Source organism: Piscinibacter sp. PDB5-1, assembly GCF_056676035.1.
The window spans coordinates 303,720-318,428 of sequence record NZ_JBWVZL010000003.1 but is presented as its reverse complement, the minus strand read 5'-3'; the positions used below and the strand labels follow the sequence as shown (position 1 = coordinate 318,428).

The window sequence follows — 14,709 nt, the reverse complement described above, 5'->3', positions numbered from 1 at the left end:
GCCGGACGTTCCATCCGGCACCCACGACGGGCCACGCCGACGGGCCCGCGAAGCGACAAGAAAGAGGAGACCATGCAGCAGACACGCCGCTCACCGTTTCTCGATCCGCAGGCGCGAACGCGCTACCTCGCGGTCACGGCTGCAACCTTCCTCACCTTCACGACCGGTGCCTGCCTGTCGTACCTGTCGAAGGTGCTCGCGACCGTCGGCTTCGACCCCGCCGAGACCGGGCTGTTGGTGGCCGCGGGCTCGATCCCGGTGGTGTTGTGCAGCCTGCTGGCCGGGCGCCTGCTGCTCTCGCTGCGGCCTCGCACCGTCGTGGCGCTCGGCATTGCGCTGCTCACGCTCGGCTATGGCTCACTGGCGTGGACCAGCACCGCCGGCGGGGTGGGGCCGGCCTTCGTGTCGCTGGCGGCCATGATCGGCGGCGTCGGGCTGTTCATGCCGGCGGCCTTCCTGATGGTGCGCTCGTGCCTGGTGCCCGAGCGCCTGATGCAGTTCGTCGGCATCTACGGCGCGATGCAGCTCATGCCCTCGATCTTCGGGCCGATGTGGGCGCAAGGCGTGCTTGAGCAGCACGGGCTGCGCGACTACTTCCTGATCACCTCGCTGCCGGCCGTGGCCGGCTTGTGCGTGCTCTTCATCGGGCGCGACAGCCAGGCGGCGCCCGTGGCGGCTCCGGCGGGCTCGCCGGCTGCCGGCGAGGGCTACGGCCGCCTGCTGGCCCAGCCCAAGGTGGCGTTGCCGTGCCTGGGCGGCATCGTCTCGGGCGGCGTGTTCGGTGCGGTGAACATCTTCGTCGTGCTGCTGCTGTCGGCCGCGCAGACGCCGATCCACCACTTCTTCGTGCCCTTCGTCCTGGCCTACCTCGTGACGCGTTTCTTCCTGCTGGGCCTGTTCAACCGGCTCGACAAGGCGGCGGTGGTGGGCTGCGGCGTCGGGCTGATGGCGCTGGGCGTGGCCGTGCTCTGGGCCTGGGGCGCGGGGCCGACGAATGCGCTCGCGGCGGCGCTGCTGTTCGGCGTGGGGTTCAGCATCACCTACCCCGTCTCGGTGGTGTGGATCTCTGAACTCTTTCCGCCCGAAGGCCGGGCCAAGCCCGTCGCGCTCTTCAACTCGGTCTACACCTTCGGCATGTACGCATCGCCGCTGGCCGCCGGTGCACTGCTGCGCGCCGGTGGCGAGAACGCGTTCTACGTCAGCGTCGTGAGCACCGGTCTGCTCGCCACGGCCGTGCTGGTGCTGTTCCGCGCGAAGGCTCGCGGGGCCTGACGAACCGGGCCCGCGGTTCATCCCTACGAATCCGACAACGACAAACAAGGAGTGTTGACATGGCAAGTCCGCAAAGCTTCAAGGGGCAGGTGGTGATCGTCACCGGCGCGTCCAGCGGCATCGGGCGCGAACTGGCGCTGCAACTCGCCGCGCAGTCGGCCCACCTGGTGCTCGTGGGCCGCGACGCCGCACAGCTGGAAGACACACGCAAGGCCTGCCGCCAGCGCGGTGCGGGCGAGGTGAGGGCGGTGATCGCCGACCTCGGCGGCGAACCGGACTGCCTTCGCGTCGTGCGCGAGACCACGCAGGCGCACGGCCGCATCGACGGGCTCTTCTGCGTGGCGGGTCAGGCCATGAAAGGCGCATTCGCCGAGGCCGACAACGCCACGGCGACCGTCGCGGCCATGCGCGTCAACTTCGATGGCCTGGTCTACCTGTGTCACCACGCGCTGCCATCGCTCGTGCGGCAGCAGGGCCGCATCGTCGTTGTGGCGGGGCTCGTGGGCCACGTGGGCGTGCCCGGCTACAGCGCCTATGCGGCGGCCAAGCACGCCGTCGTCGGCTTCAGCCGCAGCGTGCGGCGCGAACTGGCCGGGCAGGGCGTGTCGCTCACGCTGGCCAGCCCCGACACCGTGCGCACGGCGGTGCGCGAGCGCATGCGCGACGCCTCGGGCCGCCCCGCCGCAGGTGGCTACGAAGCCGCCGAAGCGCCGATGGCCGCCGCCGAATGCGCACGGCGCATCCTCGACGCGGCCCAGGCCCGCGCACCCGAAGTGCTGATGGGGCGCACCCGCCTGCTGCAGAGCCTGCAGGCGCTGGCCCCCGGCCTGCTCGACAAGCTGCTGCGCAAGGCCACACCGCCTGCCCCAGCCAAGGCCGACAAACCGGCGGGCGCCTCGGCGGCCTGATTCCCCATGAAGAACCAACGAAGGACGCTGCCATGAAGGCCGATGCCGCCAGCTTGTCGATTCCGATGATCCATCGGATGCAGCAACGCCACTTCCTCATCTTCGATGTGGTCCCGCACGTGCTCGTGCTTTCGCTGCCGCTGTACTGGAGCCACATCTACCACGGCCCTGCCGAGTGGGTGCTGTTCTTCTGCACCTGGCTTTTCACGAGCCTGGGCATCACGGCGGGCTTTCACCGCCTGCTGGCCCACCGCTCGTACAAGCCGCATCCGGCGCTGTTGCGCGTACTGGGCATCGCCGGCTCGATGGCGGCCCAGGGGGCGGTGACCTCGTGGGTGGCCATCCACCGCGTACACCACGAAAAGAGCGACGTCGAGGGCGACCTGCATTCGCCCAACCTGCACGGCTCCGGCTTCTGGAACGGCGTGCGCGGCATGTGGCACTCGCACTGGGGCTGGATGCGCCGCCACCCCTATCCGAACACGCTGCGCTACGCGCCCGACCTGCTGCGCGACCGCGTGCTCTCGCAGATCAACCGCCAGTACCACCTGTGGGTGGGCGTGGGCCTGGCCGTGCCCACGGCGATCGGCTTTGCGCTGCATGGTGACCTGCGCGGGGCTGTCTCGGGCTTTCTGTGGGGCGGCGTGTTTCGCATGGTGCTGCTGGGGCAGATCATCTGGTCGATCAACTCGTTCGCCCACAAGATCGGCTCGCGCCGCTACGACACGCGCGAGCACAGCCGCAACATGTGGTGGTTCAGCCTCATCAGCCTGGGCGAGTCCTGGCACAACAACCACCACCGCTTCGCCAATTCGCCGAACCTGGGCCTCGCGTGGTATCGCCCCGACCCCGGCTACTGGTTCATCCGCAGCATGAACCTGCTCGGGCTGGCGACCGACCTGCGCCTGCCCACGCCCGAGCAGCGGGCCCGCTTCGACGCGCTGCCCACAGACATCGCCTCACCGACACCGCAGCCGGCGGCGGGTGTGGCCGCGACCACCCCGAACCCGTCCTCCACCCCTGAAAGAGAGACCGCATGAAGACCCGAGACGAAATTGCCACCTGGTGCACCGACTTCATCGCCAACACCTTCGAGATTCCCCGCGCCGAGGTGCAGGGCGACGCCGACCTGCAATCCTTCGGCTTCGACTCGACGGCCCTGGTGAGCTTCGCGGTCGAGATCGAAGGCTTTCTCGGCTGCGAGGTGTCGCCCTCGGCCTTGTTCGAGCACCCGACCATCGACGGCCTGTCGGCCTACCTCGCCACTGTGCAGGGGGCACCGGCATGACGAACCCACCGCTCACCGCGCCGTGGCTCGCGTCGTACCCGGCCGGCGTTCCGACTTCGGTGCAGACAGACGCCTTCGGCTCGGTGGGTGAGATGCTCGAAGCGGCGTTCCGCGAGCATGCGGCGTCCACCGCCTACATCTGCCGCGAAGAGTCGCTGACCTTCGCCGAGGTGGACGCGCAGTCGCGTGCCGTGGCCGCGTGGCTGCAGGCGCATCACGTCGCCAAAGGCACGCGCGTGGCGGTGATGCTGCCCACGCTGCTGTGCTACCCGGTGCTGCTGTTCGGCATCTTGCGAAGCGGTGGCGTGGCCGTGTGCGTGAACCCGCAGTACACCGCCACCGAACTGAAGCACGTGCTCGACGATTCGGGTGCCGAAGTGCTGTTCATGCTGCGCGACCACGCCACGCTGTTCTCGCGCATGGGCGACGCCTGCGGCGTGCGCCAACTGGTGCTGGTGGGGCGCAACGGCGAGTCTCGGGTCGATTGCCCCGACGGCATCGGGCCGGTCTGTGACCTGGCCACCGTGCTCGAACAGGCCCGCGACCTCGCGCCGAGCCCGCTCCGCGTCGTCGCCGAAGACCTGGCGCTGCTTCAATACACCGGCGGCACGACCGGGGCATCGCGGGGCGCCGAGCTGACACACGCCAACCTGGTCACCAACGTCTTGCAGGCTCACGCATGGATCGCGCCCGCGCTGCGGCAGATCCCGCACGAGCCGCCCTATGTGTTCGGCTGCGTGCTGCCGCTCTTCCACATCTTCGGACTCACGGCCTGCTGCCTGCTGGGGGCGCACCTCGGTGCGGTCAACGTGCTGGTGAGCAACCCCATGGACATCCGCGGCACGGTGGCGCAACTCACGCCGCACCGCATCAACCTGCTGCCAGGCGTGAACACGCTCTACAGCGCCTTCATGGCCGACCCGAAGGTGCGTGAGATGGACTTCAGCGCGCTGCGCGTTTGCATCGCCGGCGGCATGAAGCTGCAGGCCGCGGTGGCCGACCGCTGGTTCACGATGACCGGCTGCCCCATCGTCGAGGCCTACGGCCTTTCGGAAACCTCGCCCCTGGTGAGCTGCAACCCGCTCGACGGGGCGGCCCGCAGTGGGTCGGTGGGCCTGCCGGTGCCGGGCACCGAAGTGGCCATCCTCGACGACGAAGGCCACCCGCTGCCGCTGGGCGAGGTGGGTGAGATCGCCGTGCGCGGGCCGCAGGTCATGTCCGGCTACTGGCGCAATGCGGCCGAGACCGCGCGCGTGTTCACCGCCGACAACTTCTTTCTCACCGGCGACATGGGCACGATGGACACGCAGGGCTACGTGCGCGTCGTTGAGCGCAAGAAAGACCTGGTGCTCGTGGGCGGCTTCAACGTGTACCCGACCGAAGTCGAGGCCGCCGCGCTGACCCACCCCCAGATCGCCGACTGCGCGTGTATCGGCGTGCCCGATGCCAACACCGGCGAGGCCGTCAAGCTGCTGGTCGTGCGCCGGGCCGACAGCGATCTCACCACCGCGCAGGTCCTCAGCCACTGCCGCACCCGGCTGGCCGGCTACAAGGTGCCGCGCCACGTGGCCTTCGTCGAGTCCATCCCGCGCACGCACGTCGGCAAGGTGTCACGCCTGCAACTGCGACAGATGGACGCAGCGGAAGCGCAGCCATGAACCCGCTGGCCGAACCCAAGGTGCGCGTGGGAGGCGAGGGCGGTTTCAGCGGCATCCCCGAAGCGCGGCTGTTCCTCACCGATCCACGCCTGCAAGCCGGATCGCGCAGGAACGCGAGCTGGGTGCTCGGGGGCTCGGCCTTCGCCACGCTGCTCGCGCTGGGCGAATGGGTGTTCGTCGGCGTGACCCCGGCAGCCCTTTTGGTCGCGCTGGGTTTCTATGTGCTGGGCATGGTCGGCATCGGCGTGGGTTTCCATCGCCTTTTTGCCCACCGGGCCTTCACCGCACCGACATGGCTTCGGGTGGGCCTGGCCATCGCCGGGTCGATGACGGCACAGGGCCCGGTGACCTACTGGGTCAGCAACCACCGCCGCCACCATGCGTTCACCGACCAGCCGAACGACGTGCACTCGCCCCACTACCGTGGGCGCGAGCGCCTGTCCGGTTGGGCGGGCTTCTGGCATGCGCAGTGGAGCTGGGTGTTCTCGCATGCGATCTCGAACCCGCTGGTGTTCGGCAAAGACCTGCTGCGCGACCGACCGATGCAGCGCGTGAGCCAGCTCTACATGCTGTGGCTGGTCGGCGGCATCGTGCTGCCCGGGCTCATCGCAGGCAGCATCGACGGCAGTTGAGGGTCAGCCGGGAATCATGTGATTTCACGCCAAAAGTGACCTAACCTGTTGTCCGCCGGGAGGAAAACGGAAATCCGCCCCACCCTCCGAACGGTCTCGTCTAGCCCTGTAGGAGTTGCGCCAAGAGAGGCGCGAGGACGAGTTCGGCGAGACGCCGTCGCCGGTCTACCGCGTAGTCGCCGAGCAAGTTGATGTGCCCCAGCCTGTAGGGGTTGAGCTGACCCAGCAGCTCGGGAGTTATCGGGAAGCCCTCGTCCCTCAGCTCCCGGATGACGCGCTCCATGTCGTGCACGGTGTAGAGCATCAGCATGTTCGCCACGAGGTTGGCGAACTTCATGACCTTCTGCTGCTCGTGTCGCAAGTTTTCGGCGATCACGCCACCGTTGCCGAAGAAGCTGAGCTTGAGGAAGCCGTTGAACTGCTCGGTCTTGTTCGTCTCCGCATTGATGAGCCGGCGAAGGTCGACATCGCCGATGTACTTGAGCAGGAAGATCGTTCGCATGACCTTGCCCAGTTCCTGAAACGCGAAATACAGCTTGTTTTTGCGACTGTGCGTGCCCAAGCGGCGCAGGATCGTCGAAGGCGTCAGCCGTCCCAGCTTGATGGACACACCGATCCTGAACATCTCAGGCAAGTGGGTCTCGATCAGCTTCCAGTCGATCGTGCCCTTGAAGATGCCGTCGATGTTCTGGAATTTCACCGACTTGGTAGGTCGGAAGAAGTCGAGGTTGTGAATGGCTTTGATACGCGGCATTAGTTGCACGCCGATGAGCTTGGACATCGCGAAAGCGGCGTAGCTCTGCTGGTGGGTGTCGCCGTGCAGCTTGGTAGGCCGGAACGCCGAGTCGTCGACGTTCAGGTGGTCAAAGATGAAAAGCCCCTCAAACGTGCCGCAGCTGATGAAGTGGCTGAACAGCGCGATGAAGCGGTCCGACACGCGGGTGTACTGGATGCCCCCATAGGCGCCGTAGCGGATGTGAAACTCGCTCATCAGATTGCGCTCATAGAGGTTGAACCGCGTGCCGTCGGCCGACGCATGCTCGCCGGTACCCCAGTAGCTCGGCAGCTCGAACTCGCTGAACTTGTCGATGACCTTGGCTGTCACCTTTTCCAGCAGGTCCTCGGTGACGTACTTGAGGTTAATCCAGGCCAACTGCTTGGCGCTGAGGCTGCGGATCGACCGCGACAGCTGGGCGGGCCCAAGATTGCAGCCATAGCAGAACAGCACCATCACGACCCGCACGCGCAGGTCCTCAAGGCGGCTCTCGGTACCGGCCAGTGGCTTGAACATCTTGTGCAGGTCGAGCCACTTCACGACAGCCATCAGCAAGTCAATGATGCCCACCGGCCGCAGGCGCTTGTCGAGTTCCTCTTTTAGCCGTGCAGCGTCGGGATGCGGGGCGATCTTCGGCGGTTTCTTCAGCGACAAGCGCCCGTCGACGATCTCGGCGTGGGTGTTCTCGGGCCAAGCCTTGTCGAGTTTCCAGGCCTCGGCCAGCATCTCGTTCTTTAGGGCCTCGCAGAAGGCGGCCGGATCGGTTTCCAGCTCAGTGACTTCCGCGTAGCGGGATAGTTCGAGCTCATACGTTTCGTCGTCTACCAGTTGCACGCGGTAGTCGTCGAACTGCTCGCCGAAACGCACGATCAAGTCGGCGGATTTCAACTCGTCGCGGATCAGCTGCAGGACCGCGATCTCAAAGAAGCGCCGGTTCAGCACGTCAGGCTTGCCAGCCTCAGCCGATTTCACAAAAACCAGCTTCTTCCACTGCTGCGACATCCACGCGAAGTCGCGCTTTTCTACCAGCTGCAACTCTTCCAACGTGACTCGTTCGGCTCGGCTCGGTTTGAGCTGGCGCAGCGCCGCAAGTAGCCGGTCGGTGACGCGGTCGTTGCTGCTGGACCGCGGGTCCGCGACCAGCAGGCAGTTCAGCAGTTGGGCACGCACGAACCTGTAGGGCTCTGCCATGAACGGCAGGTAGTTCTTGCCTGAATAGGCCAAGTGGTCAAGGCACTCCTTGATGACGACATTGGCATCCCAAGTCAGGGTGCTGTCGATGGCGTCCACACGCTGATCGGCCGTGCCGTCAATCATGTAGGCCTGAACGATGTTCAAAAGCAGCTCGACCAGGCTGTCGACCGTGTCCGCCCGCCCTTCCTGGTGGAGCAGTAGCTTGAGGCGCGCCAGGTTCTCCAGGCGGCCCAACATTTTGATGAACAGGAGCGCGGCGTCGTCGAGCGATTTGGCGTACTGCGACCGGATGAAGACCACGGCGAGCGCGTACCGCTTCTGGGGCTTCAACTCGGCCATCTCCGAAGCATCAAGCGCCCGCGCCATCAACTGGAACTGGCGCATCTTGGGAATCGGAATGTCGGGCTTCGGCAGTGTCTCGACGATCGCCTTGAGCATCTCGATGTGATGCAGGTAGATGCGGGTCTCCTTGTCGGTCGGCTTCTTCGGCTCGCGCTTGAGCGAATGCCAAGCGCTTGTTTTGGAGCCGGCCTCGACCTTCATCAGCTTGTCGATCTTCGCCTTGGTTTGGGCATCGAGCTGAGACGCAATGGCGTTGAAATACTGTTCGTTGGTCTTTTCCCGGGCGGCGATCGCAGCCCGCCTAAGGGTTTCGAATACCGGTAGTTCGTAGCGGTGCCGAACCAGCTCCTCCAACATCACATTGATGATGTCGGCCACAGAGTGTTGGATTTCGGCGGCTTCCTCGGCGACGTGCTTGAGCCAGGCGAAGCCGTCCTCTTGCAAGGGCCGGATGTCCAGGAACTCGCGGAGCCTTTGGATCTTGATCGCGCGGTTGCCTCCGAGCTCGAAGCGCCCCATTTCCTTTAGGCTGGGTGACCGCGCAAAGTTTAGGCACCGCGCAATGTGGTCACGGATCACCTGCGGCACATCGGGCAACCTCACGACCCGGCCCATCACCTGCATCATCTTCAGGTGGACCATCATCGCCGTCTGCGGTGCCGGACCTTTTACCAACGCCTGTATGAATGTCGTCTCCGCATCCGTCGGTGTGAAGTTGCGTTCAACTTCGGCCGTCGAGAGCTCGGGCCTGAAGTACGGATAGGCGGTTTCCTTGGCGGAGACGGTCATGCGACCGCCCCAAATACCGTGGCCCGGCGATCAGTTCCAGGTGCTGTCGGTTGCGGGCTCGTGCAGCGAAGCTTCGAGCAAGCATTCGCAGGAGAGAGCGACGCGATACAGCTCGTCAAGCAGTTCGAGCAGCGTGTCGTCCAGGTTGTCGCGGTCATGAAAAGGCACTTGGAGTTCGAATCTTTTGCCGTCGCGGTCGATCTGGCGCACACCGAACTTCGCGAGGTGCACCGCCTCGATCTGCTTCTGTGCGCGTTCCGCGCCGCGCCGCGACCCGCCGGGCTTGGTCAGGAGCAAGCGCAGGTGAACGGTGGCGACTTGCCGGTCCGCGGCCGGCACCGGCTCCTCGACAGGCGGTGCGGCCTGAGGCGCTGGAGGTGCTGGCGGCACGCTGGCAGCAAGGCCGCGCTCGAATTTCGCCTTCAAGGTGTCCTGCGACACGTCGACGTAGCGCAAGGCGGAGCTGACGTCTCGCCAGCCCACGTGCTCCATCAACTCCTTCAGGTCCCAGCCGTTGCCGCTGGCCCAGGTGGCGAAGCCGCGGCGCAGCGAGTGGCTGGAATAGCTGGCGGCTTCCTCCGCGCCGGCCTCGTGCAGGATTCGCCGCAGCAGCGGCAGTACGGCCTTGGTCAACATGTGCTCGTCGGATACATTGCCCCAGCGATCGATGGCTGGGAACACCGGGCCGGCTTTTCGGCCACTGAGTTCGATCCAGTCAACGTAGGCGTCCACTGGACACAGCCGTGACAGCGCCGGACAGTGGAACGCACGGTCCTCTCCCTCGTCGGTGGTCTTGGTCTTGCGCGGCCTGCACGTCAGCCCCTCGCCGCGCTTGGCTTGGACCTCGTCGACGCGCATGCTGCTCAGTTCGTCGGACCGGAAAGCACGCCAGAAACCCAGAAGGAGCAGCGCTCGGTCTCGGCTGCGGCGCAGCTGCTCGGCCTTGCGCCCGTGCTTGCGCGCCGACGCCTGCGCTTTGAGCAGCCACTCCGACACCTGCTCCAGCACGTCGAGCTGCAGCGGCCGGGCCCGCTTCTGCGGCACCGCGTGCTTGGCCCGAATACCGCGAAGCACCTTGTGCACCAGCGGCGACCGGGTCGGATCGGCAAAGCCGTTGTCGGCATGCCATCGCGAAAGCGCCGCCAGGTGCAGGCGCAGCGTGCTGATGCGGTAGACCTCGGCATGCTCGGCCAGATAGCGTGCCACCGTGTCGGCGGTGGACGGGAGCAGTCCCTTCCAGACCACCTCGAAGTTGCGCAGTGCCGCTGCATAGCTCTTGACCGTGTTGTCCCGGTCGGCCGCGAGAACGTACTGCTCAACGGTGGCGCTCATGGCCCAGCGCTCGCTTGCAACCGCGAGTTCGAACGCGTGGCCCCATGCCGGCGGCTAGCGGCGCGTTGCAGCGCAGACGCGGCATCCCATGCTGGCGGTCGGTCGTGCTTGGCAAGGGAATCCGGCGAAGCGAAGGACAGCAGCACGTCCATCAGGCCGCCACGGGTCTTGATGGTGCGCTGTGCTTGCCGCATGCCTGCGACTCAGGCGCCGGCGATTTTCCGGAACCTGCCACCGACCACGCGGCCGATCGTCTTCGTGCCGTCGAAAGCCTCCCGCACGATCTTCGTGGGGTCGCTTGGCAAGACCGAATAGGCATAGATGGCATAGCGACCGCCTTTGGGGTGCGTCCCAAAGATCGACTTTCTGCTCAGGCCTGGCTTGCTGAGGGCCTTGCCTGCTTTTTCGGCCAACGCCTGGGTCGACTCGCCTGGCCGCAATGCGCGCTTGGCGGCGGGGGCGACGGTCTTCTTGGCAACGGCGGTTGCAGCATTGGGAAGCGTGGATGCCATGGGTCGATTTTGCCACCGGACCCGTTCTCGGCAGCCCTTCGACCAAGCGCATCGAGGCAGGCCCCGCGCGGTGCCGAAACGCTGGGTCAACGGCCAGCGGGGGGAGCCGCTGGAACAGCCGACGGCCGGTGCTGGATCGGACTGAAGCACCCCTTTGAGGGGCCACCCTGGGGCGATGGCCGCAGAGCCGGCTGGAGCGAAGAATTCCTGCTTCTGACGGAGGTAGGAAATGAATGAATGGCTCAACGAAGCCACTCGACTGGCGCAGCAACGTGGCCCAGGGATGTCGCCCGAGCTGGCCCATGAGGTCGCCCACGATCTCTACAACGCTTGGCCCGAGAACACGCCGGCCGAGGCCGTGGCTTGGTTCTTCGCGCTGGAGTCGCCGGCCTGGAACGCGGAAGTTCGTGAGGCTGCCGCGTTTCTTGCGGTGTGACGGCGCGGATCGTGCCGCGCGCAACCGGTGGGGTTACTCCGGCCGCGGCCCGAACATGATGATGGCCATGCCGGCCAGGCACACGGCGACACCGACCCAATCGCTGGCCGTCGGTCGAACCTTGTCGACCACCATCAGCCAGACGATGGCAACGCCGATGTAGACCCCTCCGTAGGCCGCGTACACGCGACCGGCGGCCGTGGGATGCAGGGACAGCAGCCAGGCGAAGAGCGCCAAGCTGCCCGCCGCCGGCAGCAGCAGCCACACTGAGCGGCCTTCCTTCAGCCAGAGGTACGGCAGGTAGCAGCCCACGATCTCGGCGACCGCGGTGATCGCAAACAGCGCGAAGGTCTTCAGGATGTCCATCCGGAATTCTCGCGCGAAGCCTTGACCCTCAAGCTGCTTGAGGTCCTACCTTCTGGGTGTGGGCGTCGTGCCCACGCATCGAAGACATCACATGAAACCTTGGAAAGCAGCCGTGGGCGTCGGAGCGGCGTGTGCCGCATGTTGTGCGGTCCCGCTCTTGGGCGGCGTCGCGGCCCTCACGGCGGGCTCGACGGCTCTCGCCGCCGCAGGCTCGGCGCTTCTGGCTTGCGCTGACGAACTCCTGCCGTTGGCGGGCATCCTGCTGGCGCTGGCTGCGGCCGGGGGCGGATGGGTTTGGTGGCGTCGGCGATCCGCTCGCAAGGCTCAACAAAACGTCTGCGGCGGAGAATGCAATGCGAAATGAGACTGCCTCACCCATCGCATGCGCGCTGCCATCTGATGAGCTGCAACAGCGGCTGCTGCGGATCCAGCGTGTCACCGACCGAAGCCTGCTGAGCCATCGTCTCGAAGCGACCGTCCTTCGGCTGGAGTACCGAGCCGAGGCGCTCGATGAACTCGGGCAACTCGTCGCCCTGGAGCGAAGCTGCTGCGCCTTCCTGTCGTTCGACCTCCAGCCTTCTGCGACCTCGGTGTGGCTGACCATCTCAGCCAGTCCGAGCGCTGATGCGGACGCACAGTGGCTCTTTCAGCCGTTCCTGCCACGCGCCGTTGCGCCGAAGAAGGCCTGCGGCTGCGGTCCTGGGGCCTGCGGTTGACCTAGGATGGTGGCATGAGAGCTTCGAGCATTTCCATTGGCGTGGTCGCCAAGCGGACGGGTTGCACCGTTCCGACCATTCGGTATTACGAGGAAATCGGGTTGCTGCCGCCGGCGGTTCGGAGCGAGTCGGGCCAGCGCAACTATGGCGAAACAACGTTGCGCCGGCTCACGTTCATTCGGCGCTGCCGGGACTTCGGCTTCTCCATCGAGCAGGTTCGAGAGCTGGTCGGCCTGGTCGACCAGCCAGGCCGGCCTTGTGTCGAGGTTCGAGACATCGCGGCCGTTCATCTTGCCGAAGTGCGCCGGAAGCTGGCCGAACTCAAGGAACTGGAGTCCAGCCTCAACGCCTTCGTGGGCAGCTGCGACACCGCATGCGCCGGGGGAACCGCGCACGACTGCACCATCCTCGAGGACCTGTCGCTGCCAGCGGCTACCGCCCTGGAGCGACAACAGGCCGGCTGCTGCTCGGAATAGCGCAGCCGGCACCAGCCTCAGCTGCTGCGGGTTGCAGCGCGCCGTGTGGGTGTCTTTCCAGCCCGGGCGACCTCTTGCTCGACCTGGCTGATCAAGTCACCCCCTTCGATTCCGAGGGCAGCCGCCACCTTGAGCACGACGAACAGCGTGGGTTGGCTCTGACCACGCTCGATGCGGCCGAAATAGGAACGTTCGACGTTGGCCGTGTGGGCCAGTGATTCCTGGGAAACCCCAGCAGCCTGCCGAGCCTCGCGCACGATCGAGCCAAACGCAGCGGCCACGTCGGCGTCGAAGCTTCGAGCGCCGCGTGGTCGACCGGGTTGTGGCTTGGAAAGTCGCGAGGACATCCGCCGGAGGGTCCGGCATCCGTCCTATCGGCACCACGTTATAAATAACTCAGATCAATTGCCCGGCAACCCGCTGGGAAACTTGGTCGGAAGGGATCCTGCTGGCCCTGAATCCTCGGTCGGCGCTTGCAGCCTGCGGTCGAGCTCCGAGACGAAGGAAACGAAGTCGACTTCCAACGCGCGCAACCAGGCGCGCAATTCGATGAGGTCGAGCCGGCGGTCACCCCGCTCGACCTTGCTCACGATGGATTGGCGCTCGCCGAGCCGCTCGGCCAAGTCAGACTGCCGAAGGCGGACCGACTCCCGCGCCGCACGCAGTTGGTTCAGAAAAACGTCGTTTTGATGGGTGTAAAGCGACTTCAGCATGGTGTCGGATGTGACCCTAGCCGAAGTTATGCCGTATTCCCAATGGGAATATGACGCCTCGCTGCATCACCGGAATTGCGGCAATTGAGCTTGCGCGAGGCAAGATGACCGGTGTTTAAAAAACGCAGCAGCCCGGAGGCAGACGGTGTTCGTGACCAACCCCTCGTTCCAGTTTGATGCGCCGCCGGCACTGTCCTTGCCGGGTGGCCGCTACTACCGGGCTGTCGAGCTGACGGGACGCATGCCCTGGTTCCTGCTCACGCTGCGGGTCAACCACGAGGACTTGCCGTTTCTCCACACCGTGGCATGCCACTGGGAGAACGACCTGGCGGAGTTCCTACGCAGCCTTCCCACCGGTGACCTCGCGTCCCTCCAGTACGTCGAGCCCGATCCGGAAAGATTCGAGGACTGGCGGTTGCGGCAGATCAAGCGCGTGTGGGAGACCGAGAACACGGAGACCGGTGGGACCGCGCTTGTGTTCGAGGGCCCCGACTCTGAGCTGTTCATGGGGCCGTTTGGGGATCCATCCGTCACTCCAACAACCCGCTGCAAGGTGCTGGCACAGGTCCAGCCGCTCAAAGACGGCCCCCGCTGGAGGCCCGAGCAGAGATGAGCGACGCAGACGAACTTCGCCGGCGCAGCGTCGACGCAGTGCTGGCGAGTTGGGCGCTGAGCGGATTCGAGCCGGGAGCGGAGTACCGCGCGCTGCTTGAGGGCTACGGAGCGGGCGGATTGTCCTTGGCCAGGCTGCGGTCCCTGACGCGCAGGCAATCGTTCGGTCAACAGGAATTCTCGGCCGGCATCGCAATGCTCGAGAAGCACGTGCCGCTGTCGCCCATGATGGACATGCAGATCGCGGTTTCCGCGGCCGAGCTCGCCCCGTACCTTGGCCTGTCTCGAGAAGAAGATGTGCTGGAACGCGACCGTGCGGGTGAACTGGTTTCCGTGGCAAGCCGGGACTTGCCGCGGCGTCGGCTCTACCCGCTGTACCAGGTGCTGCCTGGCATCGTCGATGCGCCCTTGCAGAGCGTCCTGCGCCTGCTCAAGAACGCAGACCAGTTGGACCAAGCGAACTGGTTCCTCACCAGCGAGAACCCGGAACTCGGTCGGTTGACCCCCTTGGAAGTCCTGCTCGGCGTGCAGCAGGGCAAGCGGGAACTGCTGGAAGGTGCGACCGAGTTGCTGCAGGAGGACACCTCGACGCGGCTCAAAGCGGTTCTCACGGCGGGCCAGATCTACCTGGACATCGTCAACGGCTGGTGAGTGACACCGTCTGTGCTTGTCATTTACGAAGAGGTAA

The 14,709-nt window shown here is 65.7% G+C and carries 17 protein-coding genes; 11 read left to right on the top strand and 6 right to left on the bottom strand.

Going from position 1 to position 14,709, the window contains the following annotated elements:
- Positions 1-72 precede the first annotated feature (72 nt).
- The 6 genes from AC1KAT_RS14425 to AC1KAT_RS14400 are packed head-to-tail and all read left to right on the top strand — an operon-like array spanning position 73 to position 5,758.
- Positions 73-1,272 carry an MFS transporter gene (locus AC1KAT_RS14425; RefSeq protein WP_480327116.1) on the top strand — a complete coding sequence of 400 codons (1,200 nt, stop codon included), beginning with the start codon at positions 73-75 and terminating at the stop codon, positions 1,270-1,272.
- A gap of 59 nt (positions 1,273-1,331) precedes the next feature.
- The gene (locus AC1KAT_RS14420; protein ID WP_480327114.1) at positions 1,332-2,180 is read left to right on the top strand and encodes an SDR family oxidoreductase; all 849 of its coding nucleotides are present in this window, start codon (positions 1,332-1,334) and stop codon (positions 2,178-2,180) included.
- Positions 2,181-2,212: 32 nt separating this feature from the next.
- Positions 2,213-3,220: an acyl-CoA desaturase gene (locus AC1KAT_RS14415; RefSeq protein WP_480327112.1), complete on the top strand. Its 1,008-nt coding sequence runs from the start codon at positions 2,213-2,215 to the stop codon at positions 3,218-3,220.
- Positions 3,217-3,468, top strand: coding sequence for an acyl carrier protein (locus AC1KAT_RS14410; protein ID WP_480327110.1), 252 nt, complete (start codon positions 3,217-3,219; stop codon positions 3,466-3,468). The genes AC1KAT_RS14415 and AC1KAT_RS14410 overlap by 4 nt, the downstream gene beginning before the upstream one ends.
- The gene (locus AC1KAT_RS14405) at positions 3,465-5,126 is read left to right on the top strand and encodes an AMP-binding protein (RefSeq protein ID WP_480327108.1); all 1,662 of its coding nucleotides are present in this window, start codon (positions 3,465-3,467) and stop codon (positions 5,124-5,126) included. The genes AC1KAT_RS14410 and AC1KAT_RS14405 overlap by 4 nt, the downstream gene beginning before the upstream one ends.
- Positions 5,123-5,758 carry a fatty acid desaturase gene (locus AC1KAT_RS14400; protein WP_480327106.1) on the top strand — a complete coding sequence of 212 codons (636 nt, stop codon included), beginning with the start codon at positions 5,123-5,125 and terminating at the stop codon, positions 5,756-5,758. Before AC1KAT_RS14405 ends, AC1KAT_RS14400 begins: the two co-directional genes overlap by 4 nt.
- 100 nt (positions 5,759-5,858) lie before the next feature.
- On the opposite strand, the gene AC1KAT_RS14395 is transcribed toward AC1KAT_RS14400, so the two are convergent.
- From AC1KAT_RS14395 to AC1KAT_RS14385, 3 genes are all read right to left on the bottom strand, one after another.
- Positions 5,859-8,858, bottom strand: coding sequence for a Tn3 family transposase (locus AC1KAT_RS14395; RefSeq protein ID WP_480327104.1), 3,000 nt, complete (start codon positions 8,856-8,858; stop codon positions 5,859-5,861).
- Positions 8,859-8,888: 30 nt separating this feature from the next.
- Positions 8,889-10,190 (bottom strand): tyrosine-type recombinase/integrase, encoded by a 1,302-nt coding sequence (locus AC1KAT_RS14390; protein ID WP_480327102.1) that lies wholly within the window; start codon positions 10,188-10,190, stop codon positions 8,889-8,891.
- Between the two features lie 203 nt (positions 10,191-10,393).
- Positions 10,394-10,702, bottom strand: coding sequence for a hypothetical protein (locus tag AC1KAT_RS14385; RefSeq protein WP_480327100.1), 309 nt, complete (start codon positions 10,700-10,702; stop codon positions 10,394-10,396).
- A 229-nt stretch (positions 10,703-10,931) separates the two neighbouring features.
- On the opposite strand from AC1KAT_RS14385, the gene AC1KAT_RS14380 reads away from it, so the two are divergent.
- A complete protein-coding gene (locus AC1KAT_RS14380; RefSeq protein ID WP_480327098.1) occupies positions 10,932-11,138 on the top strand; it encodes a hypothetical protein in 207 nt (68 codons plus the stop codon).
- 33 nt (positions 11,139-11,171) lie between these two features.
- Here AC1KAT_RS14380 and AC1KAT_RS14375 read toward each other — a convergent pair whose 3' ends face one another.
- Positions 11,172-11,504 carry a YnfA family protein gene (locus AC1KAT_RS14375; protein WP_480327096.1) on the bottom strand — a complete coding sequence of 111 codons (333 nt, stop codon included), beginning with the start codon at positions 11,502-11,504 and terminating at the stop codon, positions 11,172-11,174.
- 353 nt (positions 11,505-11,857) lie between these two features.
- On the opposite strand from AC1KAT_RS14375, the gene AC1KAT_RS14370 reads away from it, so the two are divergent.
- Together AC1KAT_RS14370 and AC1KAT_RS14365 are read left to right on the top strand one after the other, a co-directional pair.
- Positions 11,858-12,220 (top strand): hypothetical protein, encoded by a 363-nt coding sequence (locus tag AC1KAT_RS14370; protein WP_480327094.1) that lies wholly within the window; start codon positions 11,858-11,860, stop codon positions 12,218-12,220.
- Positions 12,221-12,234: 14 nt separating this feature from the next.
- On the top strand, positions 12,235-12,696 hold the full coding sequence (locus tag AC1KAT_RS14365; protein WP_480327092.1) for a MerR family transcriptional regulator: 462 nt from the start codon (positions 12,235-12,237) through the stop codon (positions 12,694-12,696).
- A 17-nt stretch (positions 12,697-12,713) separates the two neighbouring features.
- On the opposite strand, the gene AC1KAT_RS14360 is transcribed toward AC1KAT_RS14365, so the two are convergent.
- Positions 12,714-12,977 (bottom strand): helix-turn-helix domain-containing protein, encoded by a 264-nt coding sequence (locus AC1KAT_RS14360; RefSeq protein WP_480327090.1) that lies wholly within the window; start codon positions 12,975-12,977, stop codon positions 12,714-12,716.
- Between the two features lie 120 nt (positions 12,978-13,097).
- Positions 13,098-13,409 (bottom strand): helix-turn-helix domain-containing protein, encoded by a 312-nt coding sequence (locus AC1KAT_RS14355; protein WP_480327088.1) that lies wholly within the window; start codon positions 13,407-13,409, stop codon positions 13,098-13,100.
- A gap of 145 nt (positions 13,410-13,554) precedes the next feature.
- On the opposite strand from AC1KAT_RS14355, the gene AC1KAT_RS14350 reads away from it, so the two are divergent.
- Positions 13,555-14,022, top strand: coding sequence for a hypothetical protein (locus tag AC1KAT_RS14350; protein WP_480327086.1), 468 nt, complete (start codon positions 13,555-13,557; stop codon positions 14,020-14,022).
- The gene (locus AC1KAT_RS14345; RefSeq protein WP_480327084.1) at positions 14,019-14,672 is read left to right on the top strand and encodes an antitoxin VbhA family protein; all 654 of its coding nucleotides are present in this window, start codon (positions 14,019-14,021) and stop codon (positions 14,670-14,672) included. The genes AC1KAT_RS14350 and AC1KAT_RS14345 overlap by 4 nt, the downstream gene beginning before the upstream one ends.
- Positions 14,673-14,709: the final 37 nt, after the last annotated feature.